The sequence below is a fragment of the Thiospirillum jenense genome, from assembly GCF_014145225.1.
GTDB classification, from domain to species: Bacteria; Pseudomonadota; Gammaproteobacteria; order Chromatiales; family Chromatiaceae; genus Thiospirillum; species Thiospirillum jenense.
The window spans coordinates 13,280-32,341 of sequence record NZ_JABVCQ010000024.1; the positions used below are offsets into that span (position 1 = coordinate 13,280).

Annotated in this window: 15 protein-coding genes and 1 tRNA gene; 11 read left to right on the plus strand and 5 right to left on the minus strand. The window is 45.9% G+C overall.

All coding sequences use genetic code 11. From position 1 onward, the window contains the following. Positions 1-110: 110 nt before the first annotated feature. The 5 genes from HUK38_RS10730 to HUK38_RS10750 form a co-directional block, all read right to left on the minus strand. Entirely contained in the window at positions 111-1,349 is a 1,239-nt protein-coding gene (locus HUK38_RS10730; RefSeq protein WP_182584331.1) for a GT99 family glycosyltransferase N-terminal domain-containing protein, read from the minus strand. Continuing rightward, on the minus strand, positions 1,315-3,750 hold the full coding sequence (locus tag HUK38_RS10735; RefSeq protein ID WP_182584332.1) for a glycosyltransferase: 2,436 nt from the start codon (positions 3,748-3,750) through the stop codon (positions 1,315-1,317). The genes HUK38_RS10730 and HUK38_RS10735 overlap by 35 nt, the downstream gene beginning before the upstream one ends. Before the next feature lie 120 nt (positions 3,751-3,870). After that, the gene (locus tag HUK38_RS10740) at positions 3,871-4,935 is read right to left on the minus strand and encodes an agmatine deiminase family protein (protein ID WP_182584333.1); all 1,065 of its coding nucleotides are present in this window, start codon (positions 4,933-4,935) and stop codon (positions 3,871-3,873) included. A 117-nt stretch (positions 4,936-5,052) separates the two neighbouring features. Then, on the minus strand, positions 5,053-5,598 hold the full coding sequence (locus HUK38_RS10745; protein ID WP_182584334.1) for a DnaJ domain-containing protein: 546 nt from the start codon (positions 5,596-5,598) through the stop codon (positions 5,053-5,055). 63 nt (positions 5,599-5,661) lie between these two features. Then, on the minus strand, positions 5,662-6,090 hold the full coding sequence (locus HUK38_RS10750; protein WP_182584365.1) for a ferritin family protein: 429 nt from the start codon (positions 6,088-6,090) through the stop codon (positions 5,662-5,664). A 312-nt stretch (positions 6,091-6,402) separates the two neighbouring features. Here HUK38_RS10750 and HUK38_RS10755 point away from each other — a divergent pair, with 312 nt between their 5' ends. The 11 genes from HUK38_RS10755 (at position 6,403) to HUK38_RS10805 (ending at position 18,897) form a co-directional block, all read left to right on the plus strand. Beyond that, the gene (locus HUK38_RS10755) at positions 6,403-7,341 is read left to right on the plus strand and encodes a CHAD domain-containing protein (RefSeq protein WP_182584335.1); all 939 of its coding nucleotides are present in this window, start codon (positions 6,403-6,405) and stop codon (positions 7,339-7,341) included. 106 nt (positions 7,342-7,447) lie between these two features. Further along, on the plus strand, positions 7,448-8,824 hold the full coding sequence (locus HUK38_RS10760) for a Do family serine endopeptidase (RefSeq protein ID WP_420825172.1): 1,377 nt from the start codon (positions 7,448-7,450) through the stop codon (positions 8,822-8,824). Positions 8,825-9,109: 285 nt separating this feature from the next. Continuing rightward, positions 9,110-10,552, plus strand: a complete 1,443-nt coding sequence (locus tag HUK38_RS10765; protein ID WP_182584337.1) for a sensor domain-containing diguanylate cyclase — start codon at positions 9,110-9,112, stop codon at positions 10,550-10,552. 288 nt (positions 10,553-10,840) lie between these two features. Next, the gene (locus HUK38_RS10770) at positions 10,841-11,587 is read left to right on the plus strand and encodes a TorF family putative porin (RefSeq protein ID WP_182584338.1); all 747 of its coding nucleotides are present in this window, start codon (positions 10,841-10,843) and stop codon (positions 11,585-11,587) included. A 122-nt stretch (positions 11,588-11,709) separates the two neighbouring features. Next, positions 11,710-12,048, plus strand: coding sequence for a P-II family nitrogen regulator (locus HUK38_RS10775; RefSeq protein ID WP_182584339.1), 339 nt, complete (start codon positions 11,710-11,712; stop codon positions 12,046-12,048). A gap of 55 nt (positions 12,049-12,103) precedes the next feature. After that, positions 12,104-13,414, plus strand: a complete 1,311-nt coding sequence (locus HUK38_RS10780; RefSeq protein WP_238787599.1) for an ammonium transporter — start codon at positions 12,104-12,106, stop codon at positions 13,412-13,414. A gap of 357 nt (positions 13,415-13,771) precedes the next feature. Next, a complete protein-coding gene (locus HUK38_RS10785; RefSeq protein WP_182584341.1) occupies positions 13,772-15,619 on the plus strand; it encodes a protein kinase domain-containing protein in 1,848 nt (615 codons plus the stop codon). Between the two features lie 21 nt (positions 15,620-15,640). After that, positions 15,641-16,306: a vWA domain-containing protein gene (locus tag HUK38_RS10790; protein ID WP_182584342.1), complete on the plus strand. Its 666-nt coding sequence runs from the start codon at positions 15,641-15,643 to the stop codon at positions 16,304-16,306. A 110-nt stretch (positions 16,307-16,416) separates the two neighbouring features. Then, on the plus strand, positions 16,417-17,157 hold the full coding sequence (locus HUK38_RS10795) for a PP2C family serine/threonine-protein phosphatase (protein WP_182584343.1): 741 nt from the start codon (positions 16,417-16,419) through the stop codon (positions 17,155-17,157). 227 nt (positions 17,158-17,384) lie between these two features. Then, a complete protein-coding gene (gene pmbA, locus HUK38_RS10800) occupies positions 17,385-18,740 on the plus strand; it encodes a metalloprotease PmbA (RefSeq protein ID WP_182584344.1) in 1,356 nt (451 codons plus the stop codon). An 81-nt stretch (positions 18,741-18,821) separates the two neighbouring features. Continuing rightward, positions 18,822-18,897 (plus strand) — tRNA-Phe (locus tag HUK38_RS10805). The last annotated feature ends 165 nt before the right edge of the window (positions 18,898-19,062 follow it).

Below are 19,062 nucleotides of genomic sequence, written 5' to 3' on the forward strand. Positions count from 1 at the left end.
GTTAATCGCAGCGGGGCGGTACATTCAGTTTTAGTGACTGTAGTATAAACGACTCTGCCCGATCAGTGGCGAATTGCGTGATGATGGGGCGATATACCAGTCGTAACAGTTTAGATTAAATCATCGGTCATTTGTTGCAAAATTTGCAAATGGTGCGCTCGAATATCCACTTCACTTGGATTGGTCAATCGCCAGCACAAGTAGTCAATTGTGAATAATTGGCGATAGGGAACACAATAGCCCAGCAATAAAAAATCCAGGGCGGTGGTATTCGCATCCTGCATTGCCGGCAAGCGATCACAAGCGGCAATAACAGCGGGCGCTTCACCTAAAATGGCGGTCGGAATGCCAGCTAATAACGCCTCCACAGCCACGCTGGAATTGAGCGTCACCAGTGCCTGACAACGGCGCACAAATGCCATTGATGTTGGCGAATCATCAATTGTCCCACGCCGTGGTGCGCCGAAATAACCTGCCGGGTGGGAGCGAATTAACAAGTCAGCCGCTGGAATGAATTCGTTCACATATTCTAATACCAATGCCGGCGTCAATCCACGATGATACGCTAATAAATTAGAATCATCTTCCACCTGCAACGCCACCCCCATTGCCCACGCACCTGCGTCACTCACTTGATCGTTATAGGCCGGCCCGCGCAATAATGCAAGTAATTGTGTGCGCGTCAATGGTGACGGCCGCTCGGCAGCTAATAAAAACCGTTGATAACGCGCTGCCGCTTCAGTATGACCGTTGACGCCGTTAAAATCAAAATAGCCCAGCGGTTGATACCAGGGATCGCGCAATGGGCCGAGTTCACAGTGAATAAGTGGTAAATGAACGGCGGCGGCGGCGGCAGTTAACGAGGCGCAATTGCACCAGGTAATGATCGCCTTTAATTCGCGTTGTGCTTGAATGATTTCCAATTGCGCAATTAGCGCGGCGGTGAATTCGGTGTCCTCGTGTTGAATGAGATGTAGCCAAATTAAACTGTCTGAACGCAACTGTATTTTCAGACGCTGATAAATCGTTTCTGGTAATGAAAACCAAGCATAACTGGCCACTTGTTCAGCGGTCGGCACAATAAATCCCAGTTCATCATTGCGTGGTGCGTGGCATTCAAACCGTCCAGCGGCCGCGTAATCACTTGGATTAACTTGATAGGCCGGGCAGGCAATAAAACAGACCTGATCGGGCGTTAAATCGGTGATTAATTTATATGCCACCCATAAATATGGTGCGCAGCGATTGCGGACAACAAAGGGATATAAAAATGCTGCAAACATACCGGTTAGCATCCATTTAGTTAATGGCTTGTCATAATCGCCGCCCGCGCCGTACGCCGCGTCCAAACGCAATACCTAATAATAACAGGTAAATACGCGACGACCAGGGGCGCTTGGCGATACGATCTAATTTGCTTAATAACGGGCTAATGAGTTGCAATAGCCAACCATAGCGGCCGGCGCGCACTTGCCAGCGAATATCACCCATTGCCGATAATGAAAGAATGTCAGGTTGTAATTGCACAAAGGTTTGTAATGCTTCACCCACTTGGGTTTGACGGCGTAAAAAACTGGCTAATGTCATGTCATGGCTATGCACCGCTCGCGCTGCGGGGTGATAAATAATGCGCAAGCCCTGCCGACATAAACGCAAACCTAATTCGCAATCTTCCCAACCATACACATTAAAGCGTACATCAAAAGGTGCATCACCTAATACGGCGCGGCGTAATGAAATGTTCGATGTATAAAAACAAGTGAAGGGTGCTTCGGCGCCCGGGGTTAATTGCCGATAACCAAATTGCGGCCCTTCGTAGTTAATAAAATCTAAAAATGGCGTGACCTGAACGGTACTTTCATCCCACGCGGTTAATCCAATGATGGCAACATCGCTTGACGTATTATAGGTTTGATGCGCGGCTAAATGCGCGGCAATGAACTCGGGATCGGGAATAATATCGTCGCCTAAAAATAAAACGAATTCACCCTGTGCTTCACGCAAACCCCGATTGCGCGCTACGCCCTGTTTGGTATTAGTTTGGCGAATTAATTTGAATGAAAATGGTAATGAATCATGTGCTTGTTGCCATTGTTCTAGTGCCGCTGCCGTGTCATCAGTTGAGCCATCGTCAATAATGATGACTTCGAATCCACTCACGGTTTGCGCTTGCAAGGCGCGCAAGGTGCGTAATAAAACATCGCAGCGATTGTAGGTTGGAATAATCACCGATAATTGATTAGGCGCGAATGAATCTTGAATGAACGCAGGTGTCTGCTGTTCAAAACGAATATCATAAACACCACAGCCCATGAGACGCGCTTCGTGATTAGGCAATGCACGTTCCGGCGCCCAAGTTGATGAACGCAAGGTTAATTGTAATAAACCATCAGCGGCGGCGGTCACGGGAACTGTTAATTGAATCCAATGAGAATGCGGCGCAAATTCCCAGCGTTGCTGTTGTGAATATTCGCTGTTTTTATTGCAAGTTAATTCCAACCAGGGAACGGTGTACGGCGCATCAATTCCCGGGGTGCGCAGCCGCAACACCAATTGCCCCTGCGCTTGCGGCGGCAAGATCAGGGTGCAGCGCGCCAAGCCGTTCGTCCAGCGGCAGCGCACGGGATTGGGCGGCGGCGCGGGAAAATTGTCTGACCATTCAGGGGGATACCAACCAGCGCCCAGTCGCGTGGTGGCGGTGTCGTCTGCCAACCGCAGCACCGGTGATTGTAATAGTGTTGCCCAGTCAGGCGGCGTGGCGGGTTCGGGAATTGTCGGCCCCCAGGGCGGATGCGGCGCAACTAAAATCAAGCCGCGTTCAAATAATTCGCGGTCGTGACGAGTGCGCTGGCGTTGGATCGCCCAGCGTTCGCGCAAGGTGCTGGGTAGGTGCAGTAAATTCCAGCCTAAAATCAATAGCATATCGCGGTAGGCTTGATTTTGTAACCACACGCGCATCTGATCGAACATGGCATGGGCAAGGCGGCGCGGTTGATAACATTTTAATAGCGTGCGAATGTTGTGCCGCATTCCCATTAGATCGCGGAATTCGCTCGGCTGCGCGACGGCAGTGGTGCCGCCAAAGTAATGATAAATAACTGATTGTGGGCAGCAATGAACTTCACCGCCATTTAACCAAATACGCCAGCCCAAATCCACGTCTTCATGATACATAAAAAAGGTTGGATCAAAGCCGCCCAGCGTAATAAAATCGGCTTTGCGCATTAACATGGCGGCGGCAGTTGGGAATAGCGTTGGGAATGAACTGCGCGAGATGAGGGCGTGTACAGCGGGATGATCGCGGGAAAAACCGAATAAGCGGTCATAGCTGTGACCTAAGCGCGCCATGCCACCGCCTAATGCGTTAATGATGGTTGGATTCTTCATTAACACCAATTGTGAACAGACGGCTTGAATATGCGGGTGTTGTTCCAATAGCGCGACCAGTGGAATTAACCAGTCGGGCGTGACTTCGGTGTCATTATTCAAAAAGGCAATGTACGGCGCTTGCGCGTGTTCAACGCCGCGCCAATTGGCTTGACCAAAACCAAGATTATTGGTTAATGATAATACCCGCACCTGTGGATACTGCTGTGCCAACCATTGGCAACTATCATCCTGTGAGGCGTTATCCACTATGATGATTTCATAGCTCGGCCCCTCGGTAATGAGCAGCGTGGGTAAACAGCGTTCGAGATGGTGGCGACCGTTATAATTCACGATCACAATAGAAATAACAGGCTGCGTCATGGTTAATTATTGTTGGGGCGCGAGTGAAGAGTGAAATAACACGATAAATCGTGCATGGAGATGCGGCTGGATTGGCGCATCAGTGATAATACAAAGCGAATTGAAATGACGGCACACGGTTTAACAAACGGCGGCGGCAAGATCAATAGCGCGCACGGGCAAGGCTGCTGGGGTGTGCATACTGATACAATGCAAACTGCCGCCTTGTCTAATTAACGCCCGCGCATTTAACGGTTGAATCATTCGCCCGGGAAAAGCTGATCTTAATCGTTCGCAGGCAATTTCATCCGCTGGATCATTATAGATTGGCACAATGACGGCGCCATTCAAAATAATGAAATTAACATAGGTGGCCGGCAGGCGTCGTCCATCTTTAGTCATAATGGGCGCCGGTTGCGGCAGGGGAATTAACCGATAGGGTGCGCCATTCGCTTGCCGTAACGTCGCCAATTCTGCGGTCATTTGCTGTAAAGTTGCGGCATCTGCGTCACCGGGCGTGTCGCTCCACGCATGACAAATGGTGGATGAATCAGTGAAACGCGCCAGGGTGTCAATATGACCGTCGGTATCATCGCCACTCAACCAACCATGTTCGAGCCAATGAAAACGGGTGACGCCGAGGGTGCGAGTTAATTCGGTTTCAATATCGGTTTGTGACCAATTGAGATTGCGCGCTGGGTCAATAATGGTGCGCCGAACTAATAAGACGCTGCCCTGTCCGTCGGTGTCAATTGCGCCGCCTTCGAGAATGAGTTGGCTGGTTTCTAATGCACCGCCGCCGAATACGCCGTGTTGATACAGGCGATTGGTTAAGCGGTCATCAAGTGTGGCGGCGAATTTGCCACCCCAGCCATTGAAACGAAAATCGCGCAATTCCACTCGTCCATCGGTCGTGAGGACGGTTAAGGGGCCGTAATCACGAATCCAGGTATCATTATAGGGTGCGCGGGCGAGTTGAATGGGCGCCTGACCTAATTGATGATCTATTAAACGGTGGGCAATAGCGCGGCGGTGATTATCATCGCGGCAGACAATTAACACCGATTGATAACGACTGACCGCCGCCGTTAAAGCAACGTATAGGGCGGTGACTTCGACAATTTGATCAGCCCAATCGGTTGCGGCGTGCGGCCAGGTGATTAAAAGTGTGTGTTGGGGTTCCCATTCAGCCGGAAAACGAATCATAATTAATTTGTCATGAAGATGGATGGTAATAAGCAAGTGAGCAGTTTAAGGCTTAATGCCATAGCCGAGCAAAGTGACAGGGGTTATTTGCCAATGTATATGCGTTATTTGTCGCATTTAACCCTGTAATAACCGTGCTTTGGCGGCGTTGATTTTGGCGGCTAGATAGGTTGATCCGCCGCGATCAGGGTGCAATTGTGACATTAAACGGCGGTGCGCGGCGCGAATGTCGGCAGTCGAAGCGCCCGGTGGTACACCAAGAATAGCGTGTGCTTCTGCCAGCGATAATTGACCGCTGCTGCTGCGCGGCGGTGGTGGTTTTTTAGGCGGCGGGGACTGTCGCGTTCTAGGTTTAGGCGCAGTGGCAGATGGCGGTTGGCGTTTAAAGGATCGAATGATTGGCCAGAGCGTTGGTAATAACTGCGTCAATCTTACTAATAAACGCAAGGCAATTGGCACAGCCGCCGCAAGTAATGCTAATAATGGACTGAGATGACCGGTGATGGTTGCGATGGCTAATACGATCACCAGCCCCCAAAATAACCACAGGCCAATCTGCGTTGCGAGTGATGCCGATGATAATCGCCGTAATCGTGGCCAGACGATTAGAAAACTGATTAGAATAATCAACACAACAATTAACTTGCCCATAGCTTCAACCATGCCAGCGTGACGCGGTATTTTTATTAAATAATTACGACACCATGCCGTATTGAACAATTGTACTTAATTGCTTAACGCTTCAAGATGATCGAGGGCTTTTTGAAAACGTCGGGCATGTGAATGCTCGGCTTTTGCTAAGGTCTCAAACCAATCGGCAATATCATCAAAGCCTTCCGCCCGCGCTATTTTTGCCATATCTGGATACATTTGCGCATGTTCGTATTGTTCTCCGACAATGGCCGTTTTAAGATTATCTGCCGTCGGACCAATGGGTAAACCAGTAGCTGGATCACCCACGGCTTCTAAATACTCTAAATGACCGTGTGCATGACCGGTTTCACCCTCGGCAGTAGAACGGAATAAAGCAGCGACATCATTGTAGCCTTCAATATCAGCTTTTTGGGCAAAATATAAATAGCGCCGATTGGCTTGCGATTCATGTGCAAACGCGGTGCGCAAACAGGCTTCTGTTTTACTACCTTTTAATTCTATCATCATTGCCTCAGTGCGTTAATACCATTTATTTAAAGGATGGGGCGCTATTCGATTTAACTCAACCGACGGAGGGTTAAGGGTCATTAGCGGCTGCTTATTGAATTGCTAACATTGATTGAGTAGTTTATTAACCACTTAAATACAAACATACCAAACTGCTCACACAAGTAGTAGTATAATAATGCTATGGCAGCCATTCACAAATTCATTGCTTAAATGATTAACATCTAATCGTAACCAAAATACTGCGCCAAACCTGTATGATAATCAAACACTTTCCAACAAAACGACCAGAGCGTGTAACTTCAGATGGCAACCAAAACAAAAGTCCTTCTTCATTTAACTGCCGACCAATCCGTCAGCGATGCATTTGCACACTTATTACAACACGATTTTACCGCGTTATTAACTGCTGCTAAAGATGCACACCGCAATGGCGATATTGAAGGCGTGCATCAAGCACGAGTAGCAGTGCGCCGAATGCGCTCTATTTTAACCTTATTTTGCAATGCCATTCCGCGTACTGAATCTCGGCCTTGGGGCGATAATCTACGCATGATTGCTAATACACTCGGTCCGGCGCGGGATTTAGACGTGTTTATTGAAGAAAGTTTAACTGCTGTTGATAAAACACTTCCGTTGCCCGGCGGCGAAGAATTGCGCCAGCTCGCTAAAAAACATCGTGATCGTACCTATGCCGAACAGGTTGAACCGCTGCTGTCCAGTGGTCACTATCGCACGTTTTGCGCACAATTTCCCGCTTGGCTGCAACAACGCGCTTGGGAACAGCAATCGTTAAATGAAAAACACCGCCAGCGCCTCAGTATTTCTATTCTTCATTACGCCCGCAATCGTTTAGACAAACAACAGCGGCGCGTATTATACAGCGGCAGTCAAATCGCCCGCGATGATGCAACCGCATTACACCAATTACGCATTGAATGCAAAAAACTCCGCTATGCTACCGAATCATTTCGCTCATTGTTCATCGGATTAGATGAATTCATTTTGCACCTCAAAGCTCTGCAAGACATTCTCGGCATTATTAACGATGTGAGCGTTACTCGCCACCTTCTCGATACGCTATTAGCCAATTGCAGCGATCAATCAATCATCATTTACGCCGGCGCGTTATTAGGCTGGCGTCTGCACACCACCCGCGATCTATTAGCACATCAATTCGATCCGGCATGGAATAGTTTCGTGACCGCTGGCCATCCCTGGTGGAATAATGCGAACCTGGCATAATCCGGGCTAAAACAGCCATGCTGTATAATTACCAATCAAGTAAAAACGCACTGTTCAAATCAGTGACGTGCTTTTCATCCCTTCCCTTTATTCATTAGGGTATCTTATCATGCGATTATTCACCTTGCTACTTCAAGGCAGTATTTTTATTGCACTCAGTTGGTCAAATGTTATTCACGCCGTTTCACTTCCGACGCAAGTCAATGGCGAAACCCTGCCCAGTTTAGCACCAATGCTAAAACGCATTATGCCCGCAGTGGTCAATATTGCCACCATGACCACTATTGCCACGACGGAACATCCATTATTAAGCGATCCATTTTTTCGCCGCTTTTTTTCTATTCCTGAACAGCAACCGCGTGAACCGCAAGCACAAAGTCTCGGCTCTGGTGTCATTATTGATGCCAAACGCGGCGTGGTATTAACCAATCAACATGTCGTTCGCCATGCTGATAAGATTCTTATTACGTTGCATGACGGCAGAACGTTCACCGCACAATTGACCGGCGCCGATCCTGAAACTGATATTGCCGTATTAACTATTGGTGAAAACAACCTCACTGCTGTTCCACTTGCTAATTCTGATCGGCTGGAAGTTGGTGATTTTGTCGTCGCCATTGGCAGCCCATTCGGATTAGCACAAACCGTCACTTCGGGTATTATCAGCGCCCTCGGCCGCACCGGTTTAGGTATTGAAGGCTATGAAAACTTTATTCAAACTGACGCATCAATTAACCCTGGTAATTCGGGGGGGCCATTAGTTAACCTACGCGGCGAATTGGTTGGTATTAATACCGCCATTTTAGCACCCGGCGGCGGAAATGTCGGTATTGGTTTTGCCATTCCAACCAATATGGTGATGACTATTGCTAATCAACTCCTCGCGCATGGCGACGTGCGGCGCGGACACTTTGGTATTAGCGTACAAGATATTAACCACGAAATTATTCAAGCCTTATCGCTGGATATTCAACACGGCGCATTAGTTTCCAGCATTGCGCCTGATTCAGCGGCCAAAATAGCCGGATTGCAATTAGGCGATGTCATTATTCGTATAAATGACACAGCAATTACCAGCGCCGCGGACTTACGCAATCGGCTGGGTTTATTGCGCGCTGGCAGCAGCTTTCAACTCGAATTCATTCGTAATCAACGCACCCAGCGTGTGCAGGCGACATTAATTGATCCCTACCGCGATTTCATTGTCGGTGAACGCATTGCAAGCACTTTTGAAGGCGCATTATTAGGTGAAGTCATTCGGCAATCTTTACACGGACACACCCGCGTAGTCAGCGTCGGCCCCGTGCGAATTGATAGCCCAGCGTGGCATTCGGGATTACGTCCTGATGATTTGATATTAAAAATCAATCGCCAAACAATTAATAGCTTAAAAGCGTTGCAGCAAGTGATACTGCATAGTGACACGGTGTTTAGTTTACAAGTATTGCGTGATAATCAATTGATTTTTTTGTCACGGCAGTAATTGTTATACAATAAATCGGGAGTGACGAATTATTTAATTAAAAACGAATAACTTTTTGAATGCGGTGAGCCTAAAAATCGCCGCTTCACGCCTGATCAATTGATAGGAGGTGTTAAATCTTCAGCCGGGTTAATCAGCACTTAACAACTCTACGCTCGTGACAGTGAACAACCCTTTCTTATAATTAATTGGTGCGTACTTAACGCGCAATGACGATGAAGTTTGTTTCAACATTAAAATGATAAAAACCAGTTTCACACCAAAGGATGATTGGAGAATACAACGATGAGACTACCACGTTTGACCACAACTTTGTTTATAGACCTAGCAATCTGGATGATTGGTTTTGGGTTATTAATGGGTATTATATTCCCATTTTTTATTCTGATTTTAGGGTTGAATAGCAATGACGTATTATCAACCCAATTTTTTGCAGCATCCATCAGTGCCGGTTTATTTGTTGGTACAGCTAATTATCTATTAGCACGTTGGGTGGTGCGCCCCCGATTGCAGCGATTATCAGAACACACGCGCAAAGTTGAAGCGGCAGTGCGTAACGCAACCTACCATGATGATTGGGAAAATTGCACCTCAACCGTGTGTCAAATTCCAGTAGATTCAAGGGATGAAATTGGTGAAAGTATTAGCGCGTTTAATGATTTAGTTGATGCACTATTATTATCACACGAAGTCGAAGCAGCGAGTGCTGATTTTGCTCATAGCCTGTCACGTCAATTAGAACTTAATCAATTGGCTAATCACGCTTTGGAGCGCATCTTATCATATACTGATGCAAATGCCGGGGCGGTGCTAATTGAACGCATGGGAGAATTAGTTGTCATTGCACAGCAGGGTTTAACTCAAACCGATCAATTGATTACGAGTGAACCGGTGCGGCGGTGTTTAACAGCTAATTCGTTGGTCAGTGTCATATTGCCAGTCGACATTATGATTGATGCCGTAATGGCACATGCCCGTCCGCGTGAAGTGTGTTTGTTGCCATTAACAGTTGAGCATACGTCATTGGGATTGTTTTTAATTGCTAAAACTCAGGAATTTACCTTTCATGCACGCCGCATGATGCACATTTTTCAGCAGAGTTTTTCACTGGCATTAAATAATGCTTTAGCGCATGAGCATTTACAAACCTTAGCTGCAATTGATGCGTTAACTGGTGCGTATAATCGCCGGTTTGGTTTAACCCGTTTGAATGAAGAATTCCAGCGCACCATGCGATTGGATACACCATTAGGCATCATGGTATTGGATTTAGATCATTTCAAAACGGTCAATGATACGCATGGTCATTTGGCAGGTGACCGGGTATTAGCGCGGGTTGCAGAAACAATACGCGGTAATATTCGTACCGGTGACATATTAGTTCGTTATGGCGGTGAAGAGTTTTTATTGATTTTACCCAGTGCGCCCGAAGAAGCGTGTCGTGCTTTAGGTGAGCGATTGCGCTGTGCAGTTGCCGAATTGCGTGTTAATACTGGACAACATGTTTTGCATGTAACAGTAAGTATTGGTTTATCCGTTTTCCCGAATGATGAAGCCGAATCAACTCAGCAGTTAATTCAATATGCTGACGAGGCGTTATATTTGGCTAAACATAATGGACGTAATCGGTTAGTGCGATTTGGAGCGGCGCCAGTTGTCTCTAATAATCAGTGTGGGGCGCCCATTGCAATTACGCCCGCTCGACGGCGGGTGGCGGCGCACTGTTAATTCAATTAAACTCAATGAATCATAGCAATATCGAATTAATGATGGGCGGCACTGCACTGTAAAAGTGCGTATGTCTTATTGTGGTGCAAAGATCGAGGCGGGACGTCACTCCAAAAACCTGTTTTTTTGCAACAGTTTAGCTAACCCGTTGTTTTTTAGTGACATCAGCGCGTGGCATACTATATGCTGGAGAGCGTCATGGGTTGCCATGACGGGAACGTGAACCGCGCCTACGGAGGGCGCTGCTCACGCATGAACGCATTCTAAAAAACAATGAGGTTTAGCTAAATGTCTGAATTATCGAATAAAACACGCTTAAGTGTCACCGTCTGTGCGATCACCGCGCTCGGCGGCACATCAAGCGCTTTAGCGGCTGATCCCTGGAGCGCCAGCGCCAATATCGGCGCAGTTTCCAACTATATCTGGCGCGGCGTGACCCAAACTGACGATCAAGCAGCCGTGCAGGGCGGCGTGGATGTGGCGCATGAGAGCGGTTTTCATGCCGGCACTTGGGTATCAAATGTCGATTTTGGCCCCGGCAGCGCCACTTATGAATTAGATGTCACCGCCGGTTATGATTTCCAATTTGGCAATGAAGATATGAGTTTAGGATTAAGCACCATTTATGTTGCCTATCCAGATAGTGATCCAGATGATGACTTTTGGGAAATGGCCGTGACGGGTGGATATAAATGGTTTTCGGCGGGGATTCATTACACTGTCTGGGGCGGTGATGATACTGAAGACGCCATCTATACTGATGGTGATATTTATTATAATTTGGCAGTTGATTTACCATTGCCAAAGAGTTTTTCAATTGGCGCCTTTGCTGGTTATTATGATTTCACCAATGAATTACCGGTCAATGAACTTGAGACTGACTCGGTTGATTACACCCACTGGGGAGTTAAGTTGAGTAAAGATGCTAGTGAGTTCGGCACCTTTAGTTTGACCTATGAACAAACTGATGGTAGCGATGCCGAGTTCTGGAATGACGAAGCAAAAGTCTGGGTTGGCTGGAATAAAACCTTTTAACCTGACAATTAAAACCGGTGACATCCCCGCTGGTTTAATTGCTTAATCAGCAGCAAGCGTCGGGAATTCAAGGCATCAAGCGTTGCTTTCCCGACGTGCATTTGTTTTAAGGAGTATTGGGCATGAAATTGGTGGTTGCCATTATTAAACCGTTCAAATTAGATGACGTGCGAGAAGCACTCGCGGATGTTGGTGTATCGGGTATTACCGTGACCGAAGTGAAAGGTTTTGGGCGTCAAAAAGGGCATACTGAATTATATCGGGGTGCGGAATATGTGGTTGATTTTTTGCCCAAAGTCAAAATAGAAATCGCGGTAGATGATGTATTAGTAGAGCGCGTAATTGAAGCGGTCATTCGCGCCGCCCGCACGGGTAAAATTGGTGATGGCAAGATTTTTGTCTCCAACATTGAGCAAGTTGTTCGCATCCGCACCGGTGAAATGGGTAGCGATGCACTTTGAATGAAACTGTGAGTAAGGAGTGATGATGTTAATGACTATGAGACAGCGATTATTAATGATGTTATTGGCAGCACTCGGATTAAGCAGTGCGTCATTCACCGTTTTCGCACAAGAGGCACCGACATTAAGTGCTGGTGATACAGCATGGATGTTGACCGCCACCGCACTCGTGTTATTTATGACTATTCCGGGATTAGCGTTATTTTACGGCGGTATGGTGCGCGCTAAAAACGTCTTATCTATTCTAATGCAGTGCTTTGCCATTACTGCATTAATGACCGTGCTGTGGACACTTTACGGCTACAGTCTCGCCTTTTCCACCGCCGGCATGGAAAAAGGCGTGATTAATCTCCATTCGTTTATTGGCGGCTTTGATAAATTGCTGCTCGGTGCGGTGAATCGAGAAACCCTCACCTTTGCAATTCCCGAATCGGTCTTTGTCACCTTTCAAATGACTTTTGCGATCATTACCCCGGCACTCATTGTTGGTGCCTTTGCCGAACGTATGAAGTTTTCGGCATTATTATGGTTTATGGGCTTATGGTTCACCTTAGTTTATTTACCGATTGCCCATATGGTTTGGGGTGGTGACGGTGCGTTAATGTGGGATTGGGGCGTATTAGATTTTGCCGGCGGCACGGTGGTGCATATTAACGCGGGTGTTGCCGGTTTAATTGCCGCATTAATCATTAAACGGCGTAAAGGTTATCCCGGATCGGCAATGCCACCGCATAACCTCGGCTATACCGTTATCGGTGCATCTATGCTATGGATCGGGTGGTTTGGATTTAATGCGGGTAGTGCGGTCGCGGCGAATCAAAGCGCCGGTATGGCAATGCTCGTTACGCAAATTGCCACCGCAACTGCCGCATTAGCGTGGATGTTTTCTGAATGGTTATCACACGGTAAAGCGAGTGTATTAGGTATTGCATCGGGCGCAGTGGCGGGATTAGTTGCCATTACCCCCGCGTCAGGCACTGCTGGTCCAATTGGTGCGTTAATTATTGGATTATCCGCCGGCGTCATTTGTTTCTTTGCTTCCACCAAATTAAAACGCGCATTGGGCTATGATGATGCGCTCGACGTATTTGGCGTCCACGCGGTCGGCGGGATTGTCGGTGCATTATTAACTGGCGTGTGTGCGGATATTAGTCTCGGCGGCGCCGGATTGGTCGAAGGTATGACGATCTTGGGTCAAGTTTGGGTGCAATTCAAAGGCGTGATTGTGACCATTGTTTATACTGGCGTACTCAGTTTTATTATTCTGAAACTGATTGACGTGACCATTGGCTTGCGCGTCAGTGAAGAACAAGAAACCGAAGGGCTGGATTTGGCGCTGCATGATGAACGCGGCTATATTCTATAATTAACCGCATCACGCATGACCGCTGATTCGGGCGAGATTGAGTGAAATAACAACGGCTGGTTATTGATTTAACCAGCCGTTTTTTATGTGATAAAAATAAATTGGCATTGCACGGCGCGGCGGTTGATTTTAGGTGGCGTATTGGTTCAGTAGGATTCACAACAATCTCAGTTTTGCTTTTCAAGCTGTTAAGCCTAAAGTACCCTACCAAAAGTGTACTATCGCTATATTTTTCCTAAAACTGGATTTTCGAAGGCAGGCTAACTACATTGTTAGGCTAGACACCTATAGGTTACTGTAGTTATAATATTTAGTAGGAATTACCCACCGCGTGAGGTGGTTTTTTGGTAAAAAATTATGACTAGCTTAGAACTAGAAAGTCTTTGTAAAAACTATAAGATTTTTGTAGATACAAATGCTTTGATGCTTGAAAACGCCGAAATCTTCCATAAGAACATTCATGATGCCTTGTATCAAACTAATACTAAAATTATATTGGCTATGCGTGTTTATAATGAAATAAAAAAGGTTGCAGAATCTACCGACAATAATACGAGATCACGTGCCAAATATGCTCTAAAAGTTGTAGAGCATTTTAATAACAGCAATTTATTAGATGTACGCGAGGAAGAAAACGAAGTGATTGGAGGAAGTAAAATATTCGCTGATGCAGTCTTCCCAATGGTCTTTTCAAAGAATAGATTGAAGCATAATCTCTGCTTGATTACCCAAGATGCAAAATTAGCTATAGATATGCTCAACATAAAATACAGTCAATCTATAACATCCTATAAGGATATGAAAATCGTTTTTATCCATAATCGTACTTATTCTCTCCATGAATGGGAACCGCGTTTAGAGCGAACACATGGACTAAAGTGGGAACCCCAGTCGATCAATGGCACAACACAAAAGTCAACTAATAGATTTACTCAAGAGAATGCTGAAAAATTTAATCTTTGTAGTTCACCTTTAATAGAAAAAGAGCGTTTATTATCAGTTAGCAAATTGCCTAGTGTAGGAGAATATGTTTTTACTTCAAAATTAGAAAAAATTTATCTTAAAAAATTCATAGCATCTGGTGGTGAGGGAGAGCTATTTGAGACAAATAATGGTTTAGTTTGCAAAATTTACAAGCAAGAACGTTTGACAAATTTGCGGAAACGTAAATTGGAATTAATGCTAAACAAAAATATTTTAATTAAAGGAGTTTGCTTACCAAAAAAAATAGTATTTAATGATCAAAATCAATTTGTCGGGTATTTGATGGACAAAGCTCAAGGTCATATTTTACAAACCTCTGTTTTTGGAAAGCCTGTATTAAAAAACAAATTTCCTAAATGGAAAAGAGAGAATTTAGTGCAGCTGGCTTTAACTATTGTGCAAACTATTGAAAAACTGCATAATGTAAACATTATCATTGGTGATATTAACCCAAACAATATTTTAGTAGTCGACGAAAATACAGTTTTTTTTGTAGATACCGATAGTTATCAAGTTGAAAATTTTCCATGCCCTGTAGGAACACCAATTTTTACAGCGCCAGAATTGCAAGGATTTAATTATGCAGATATTCTGAGAACCAAAGAGCATGAAATGTTTGCGGTGGCGACTTTAATTTTTATGATTTTATTCCCTGGTAAAACACCTTACAGTTCTCAAGGAGGCGAAGATTTAATAGCTAATATTAAAAATCGTAATTTTTCTTATGTCCGTGAAAAAGATGAAGCTGATAAAAAACCGTTTGGCCCTTGGCGATTTATTTGGAGTCATCTGCACTTTGAGTTAAAAAAGAATTTTGAAGAGGTTTTTTCAAAAGGCTGCAAAGTAGCTATTGAGGATTGGGCCAAAGCATTAGGTTACTATTTAAAAGGTATTAAAGAAGGACATTCCAGTAATGAATTGTTTCCATCATCATATAGAGTACAAGATGGGATAAGTATGAATTGTGTGGAATGTGGCAAAAAAGAACTAGTTAGCAAGGTTCATTTTGATAAAATTCAGTCGGAAGGTTGGAAATTTAGATGCTCAAGATGCAGAGAAATATACAAACTGAGAATGTCTATGAAAATATCACAACCTACTCAAAATAATTCTTCACATGCTTATAATAAGCCTACACAAAATCAGCATAAACCTAACAACAGCTCTGTATCTAAAAATAATAGTGGACTCTTAAACTTTATCAAGAATTTTTTTTCTTGATACTTTAAATAAAGGTGATTCATGCGCGATTTTTTAGAATTACGAATTGATGAATTAGCAGATAATCCTACTGCTCGTGTTCCCGTTTGCCTCGTACTTGATACGAGTGGCTCTATGGTAGGTGGACCCATCAAAGAATTGAACAATGGAATAAAGTTTTTTTTCGATAGCATTAAAAGCGATGATATAGCAAAGTATGCGGCTGAAATTGCAGTTGTTACTTTCGGTGAATCAGTAGAAAAAATTTTAGATTTTGGTTTTGTTGAAAAGCAAAATGTTCCAATGCTAAGAGCAAATGGGATGACCCCAATGGGTCAGGCTGTCAATTTAGCACTCGATTTATTAGAACAAGCTAAAAATCAATATTCTGTAGCAGGCGTTGATTATTATCAGCCTTGGCTAGTCCTCATGACCGATGGCGCCCCAACTGATGATATTGCTAGTGCTTCACAAAGAGCCACGAATTTAGTTAATCAAAAGAAACTGACCATATTTCCGATAGGTATAGGTACAGGTGCAGATTTGAATGTTTTGTCTAGGTTTTCACCACGAAACGCACCAGTAAGGATGAAAGGAGTTAATTTCAAAGCATTTTTTGAATGGCTTAGTAAAAGTGTCGCCATAACCTCACAGTCTATTCCGGGGGCAAATATAAATCTGCCCCCTACGAGTGGATGGACGCTGTAGCTCTTTGATAATTTACAAAGGTCGCACCATGATTGGCGAGATATTATTTATAAAGATTTTTCCGCTGAACACCACGAGTGGTGTGCAACAAGAACCAATTAAAGATTGAAATGTACAAAACAGTCTGTGCTGCTGTTCAGGGTATATCCCACTCTGGTGCTAATATACCATGTCAAGACCGAGTGCTATCGATGAGTAAAAACGGTATTACGGTTTTATCTTTAGCAGATGGAGCAGGCTCTGCTAAACATTCTGATACTGGTGCAGAAATTATCGTTAACCAGATTAATCGGTTGATTATCGAAAACTTTCATGAGTTTTATGAGATGAATGAAGATAATCTTAAAGTTAAAATATCTTCCGCTATTTTTTATTCGTTATTTTGGGAGTCTTTTGAAAGAAATATTCCAATAAAACATTTGTCTTCTACCCTGCTATTTGTGGCTGTAAATGAATCAAATTATTTGGTTGGACATATTGGAGACGGGATGATCGGTTATATGCATAACGAGAACATGGAGGTAATAGTTGATGTCTTCTCTTATCCTGCTAAAGGGGAGTACTATAATTCTACATTTTTCACTACTGATGACAATATTCAGCAACAACTACGGATATATAGGGGTTCGATGGAAAAGATTGAAGGGTTTATTATTATGTCTGATGGAGGAGATGAGGTTTTGTTTGATAAAAAAGAAAAAAAATTTTCTCCTGCTGTACGAAAAATATTTGATTGGCTACTTGATTATTCTGGAGAAGAAGTTCAAGCAACTTTACTTAAAAATATGGAGGAGAAATTTCGTTTAAAAACATCAGACGACTGTAGTGTTGGCGTATTAAGAAAAAATTAAGAAGTCAGTTTTTAGCTGTTTAATTCGCAGCAAAAAAAGCATAATTAAAGGGCATAGGGACGATTGTTGATGGTGCATTTGTTAATAGGCTAAATATTTTGATCATTCCTGCGCGGCGGTTGAATCAATGACCGGCAATTGACTATTCAACCCGGGTTTTATAAAACCACCATCGCTGTTACACTGCGCCAATGTTTCCCGTTTCATGCCACCTGCGCCACGCCACCATGTCCAATACTGCTGACCTATCCACCCGCACCGCCGACCTGCACGAGCGCGTTGCCGATCTGCTCGCCTACGCCCGCCAACTCGGCGCCACCGCTGCTGAAGCGGTTGTCGGTAGCAGCAGCGGGCTAGAACTCAACGTCCGCTTGGGTGAAATTGACACGGTCGAACACACCCGCGATCACAATTTGGCGATCACCGTCTACGTCGGGCAATGTGAGGGCAACGCCAGCACCGCCGACTTCAGCACCGCCGCCATCCGCGACGCCGTTGCCAACGCCATCACCATCGCCAAATACACCCAACCCGACTGCTGCGCTGGACTCGCCGACGCCGCGTTAATGGCAACGGCCGTGCCTGATCTTGACCTCTACCATCCCTGGGAACTGGATGTCGAATACGCCACCGCGCTGGCGTTGGACTGTGAACAGGCCGCCCGCGATGTGTCACCGCGCATCGTCAACTCCAACGGCGCTAATTTCAGTGCCAACGAAGGTTTGGCGGTGTACGGCAACAGTCACGGCTTCATCGGCGGTTATCCCAGCACCAGTTACGGTTTGAGTTGCACTGTCGTTGGTCAAGAGTCACCCGAGGCCGGAATGCAGCGCGACCGCTGGTGGAGCAACGTCCGCGCTCTGGGCGATTTGGCCGCGCCAGTTGACATCGGTCGCCGCGCCGCCGAGCGGACATTAGCGCGACTTGGCGCTCGGGGGCTGTCCACGCGCACCGCGCCGGTGTTATTCAGCGCCGAAATGGCCACCGGCTTAGTCGGCAGTTTGATGGGCGCAATTCGCGGCACGGCGCAGTACCGCAAATCGAGTTTTTTACTCGACCGCCTGGGCAACCAACTCTTCCCCAGTTGGGTGCAAATTGACGAGCGACCGCTGTTGCCACGCGGGTTAGCCAGCGCGCCGTTTGACAGCGACGGCGTGGCGACCTACGCCAAATCCTTCGTGCAGGACGGCGTGTTGGCCAGTTATGCGTTAGGGAATTACAGCGCCTGCCGCCTCGGGTTGCAGACCACCGCCAACGCCGGCGGTGTGCGCAATTTGCACGTTGGCATGGGACAACTGGATCGGGCGGCGCTGCTACGCGAATTGGGCAGCGGATTATTCGTGACCAAGTTGATGGGGCAGGGCGTCAACATGATGACGGGCGATTACTCCCGCGGCGCGACGGGATTTTGGGTGGAAAATGGCCAGATCGCCTACCCGGTGGAAGAAATCACCATCGCCGGCAATCTGATGACGATGTTCGCCAATCTGGTGGCGATTGGCAACGATTGTGATTTTGACGGCAGCACCCGCACCGGTTCGTGGTTGATCGAGCAGATGACCATCGCGGGTGGTGAAGCGTAACTTTTGCTTGACGGCGGCGCGCATTGACGCTTAAATAGTGCGCTTTAGTCGCGTCGCCAAGCACCGACTAATCGCTTTCCCGCCCAAGTAGCTCAGTTGGTAGAGCAGAGGACTGAAAATCCTCGTGTCGGTGGTTCAATTCCGCCCTTGGGCACCAAATCATTTAATTCAATTAACCGGTTCGGTGTAAAACCTGACCGGTTTTTTTATGCCTCGAATAATTGGACGGCGGGTGAGCGATTAAAACGACTTAACCTATTTTTTATTAAACGGCAGTTGTCATTTTATTTTTCAATTCGAGCGGCGCGCATTTTTCAATTTG